Annotated in this window: 2 protein-coding genes; both read left to right on the top strand. The window is 54.4% G+C overall.

Annotated elements, in window-relative coordinates; translation table 11 throughout:
• Window positions 1-145: 145 nt before the first annotated feature.
• A complete protein-coding gene (locus tag VU18_RS06065) occupies window positions 146-1,825 on the top strand; it encodes an MrcB family domain-containing protein (RefSeq protein WP_047757768.1) in 1,680 nt (559 codons plus the stop codon).
• On the top strand, window positions 1,794-3,453 hold a 1,660-nt coding region (locus VU18_RS06070; protein ID WP_047757780.1), incomplete at its 3' end, for a restriction endonuclease-like protein. The genes VU18_RS06065 and VU18_RS06070, both read left to right, overlap by 32 nt.

Below are 3,453 nucleotides of genomic sequence, written 5' to 3' on the forward strand. Positions count from 1 at the left end.
CTTCATGTTGCATGTATATACATAAAGAACGCCTGCTCGTGACGAAAGAAGCGGCTCTCTCACTAGTTGAGAGAGCCGCTTTTTTAGTAGAATAGAAGAAAAATAGAAACGAAGAATAACATTTCTATACGAAGGAGTTATTCCCATGTCATTGCACGATCTTTTCCGCCAAGTGATGGCCATTTACGAACAAGAAAAACGCGAAAAACTGTCAAAAGAGCGACGGTCGTTTCAGCTGGTGACACGAGCGATTCCAGAGGCGTTGAAAACATTGCCTTTCTTACCGCCTGACCGGTATGTGGTGAAAGGTTCTGTCGGTCAAGGGGTGTGGACTGACGTGCCGTGGGTGGCGGTGATGGATCAAGAGGTGACGGATTCGACGCAACGCGGGTATTATATCGTCTACTTATTCAGTGAAGATATGCGCCGGCTCTATTTGACGCTCGCCCAAGGAGTGACGGAGACGCCGAAAGACGAAATGGAGCGGGTGAAGCGGGACATCCGCCAACTCATTCCCGCTGAAGAACGCGTGCGGACGAATGATGACATCCGTCTTGGCGAAAGCAAACGGGCGAAAGACTACGAACGGTCGGTGGCGGCGTATATCGCCTATTCGTTTGACGATCTGCCATCCAATGAACAACTCGCGCGCGACCTCGAAACGATGATCGGTTATTACCGACAGTATGTGGAGCGAACAGAACCGATGGCACCGCCCGAGCAGGCCCTTTCCTATCGGGAGGCGGTTGAGCATATTCATTCATACATATCCGCCAAAGGGTTTTACTATACGAAAGAGGAAGTGACCAACCTCTTTCTATCGTTAAAAACAAAACCGTTTGTCATCTTGTCCGGCATTTCTGGAACCGGGAAAACAAAAATTGTTCAATGGCTCGCCGAGAGCGTCGGCGCGACGGAAGACAACGGTCGCTTCACCTTAATTCCCGTCCGCCCGGATTGGCACGACGGCTCGGACTTGCTTGGCTATGTCGACATTAAAGGCGATTTCAAGCCCGGGCCGCTCACCAACGTCATCATCGAAGCGGGGAAGCATCCGGACAAGCCGTATTTCGTCGTGTTGGATGAGATGAACCTCGCCCGCGTTGAGCATTATTTCAGCGATGTCTTAAGCGTCATGGAAAGCCGCCGCTGGGAAGACGGGCGCATCACCTCGTCACGGTTGCTGCCGAGAGAAACAGCAGGGTGCGATCTTTTTCTCCCGCCGAACGTCTACATCATCGGCACGGTCAACATGGACGAGACGACCCACCCCTTCAGCAAAAAAGTGCTCGACCGGGCGAACACGATCGAGTTCAACCGCGTCCAGCTCGACCATCTCGATTTTTTGCGCGACTTGCCGACCGTCGCGCCCCTGTCAATCGGACAGGAGCTGTTCGCGGCGCGGTATTTGCATTTGAAAGATGTGTACGCACGCTGCCCAGAGCTTGTTGAAACGGTGACGAAACAGCTCGTGGAGATCAACCGCATCCTCGCGCCGCTCGGCGCGCATATCGGCTACCGCGTCCGCGATGAAATTTGTTTCTACCTTGCGTATAACGAAGAAGGAAAGCTGATGGAATTTGACAAGGCGTTCGACTATTGCCTGATGCAAAAAATTTTGCCGCGCCTTTCGGGAAGCGACGTGCGGCTCGAAACAGCGCTCAAGCAGCTGTTTGTCCTGTGCGCCGGTTTTGAACCGGACGGTGAATACAGCGGCGTGCTTGATGTTTCGTATGCCCGTTATCCAAAAAGCGCGGAGAAAATTTGGCAGATGCTGCGGAGGTTAGAGGACGATGGCTTCACTTCGTTCTGGCTTGGGGCGTGACGACTATGAGCTCGTCCATATCGAAACGAAACAGCTCACGCTCGTAATCAAAGGAAAGCCGTACCACGAACAATACGAAGGGCTCAAGCAGTACCGCCGCCTCGATTTCCACGAGACGATGGAGTTTTTCGCAAGCGGCGAAGGGGTGCGGAGCGTCAAGCTGTTTGACGTGGACGCTGGCGAGCTTGTCGACTGGTCGGGCGGCCACCGCCCGATTTTCTTTGAAAACGGCGTCTATCAGCTGCTCGTCGTTCCGAAAACCGACCGGGTGCTCTCCTTTTACCATGAGTCGCCAGCGCTGAGAAACGCCATCAGCCTGGTGGACATCGGCGGCCAAGCGGTGTTGATGGGAAATCTCCATTTCCCGAATGAAGTCGGGCTGTCGACATTCGAAATCCGCGACGGCCACCGCTCCGTTTTGGACGTGACGATCGAAATTTTCCCGACGAAGCTGACATATAAACAAGACTACCAAATCCTTCTTGACGAAGTCAGCGAAGAAATTTACAACTTGGCGTTTCACTTCATCAAGCGCACGTACCAGCGAGCGAAGGCGAAGAGGGACGGCGCGCCGTCAAGAAGTGAATTTTTCCGGCTTATGGAGGCGCATATCGGCGATTTTTTGCAGGCCATTCGCCATATCGAGCGGCAGCCGCACCATCAACTGTCGACCGTCCATGTGAGGGTGCGCGGCGACCAGCTCGGCCGTTTGGATGCGGCAGGACGGAATGATTTGCGCAAGCGGCCGCACGTGTTCCGTGACGTCAAGCGCGGCATCGACATCGGAAGTCGAACCGTCATGCCGCAATCGGGGCTCAAAGCGAAAAAAGAACTGACGTACGACACGCTCGAAAACCGGTTCGTCAAATGGATGATGACGCGCCTTGTCGAGAAGCTGCTCGATTTGTTCGAACACGTGCAAGGGAAGCAAAAGCGATACGAAACGGAACCGGATCCGGGTTTGCTTGAGCGCATCCAATCGATGATCCGCGCGCTCGAAACTCGGCTTCGTCACTCTTTTTGGCGGCCGATCGGGCGGCTTGACCGCTCCGTCATGAGCCTCGTCCTGCAAATGGCGCCCGGGTACCGCGACGCCTATCAGCTGTTTCTCATCATCACCCGCGGCCTCGCCTTGCAAGGGAAGCTGTACCGAATGTCCGTCAAAGACGTGGCGACGCTGTACGAGTATTGGACGTTTTTGAAGCTCGGGCAGCTTCTCGGGAAAAAATACAAACTCATCAGCCAAAATGTCATCCAAGTGAACCGCTTAGGGCTGTTCGTCAATCTCGAAAAAAACCGCTCCGCCAAGCGGGTGTACGAACATCCGTACACCGGAGAGCGAATCACGCTGACCTATCAGCCGTACGAAGGAAGGCTGCCAACCGTCCCGCAAATGCCCGACACGGTTCTGGCGATTGAAAAGAAGGGAAAAGACTATACATTCAACTACATTTTCGACGCTAAATACCGCCTGGACTTCGCCGTTTCGGGCAGCTCATACGAAAAACGGTACGGAATGCCGGGCCCGATGGAAGACGACATCAACACGATGCACCGCTACCGCGATTCGCTTGTCGCCCGCCGCGGCGGCCCATACGAGCGCACCGCCTTTGGCGCCTACGTGCTCT

The organism is Geobacillus sp. ZGt-1, from assembly GCF_001026865.1.
GTDB lineage: Bacteria > Bacillota > Bacilli > Bacillales > Anoxybacillaceae > Geobacillus > Geobacillus thermoleovorans.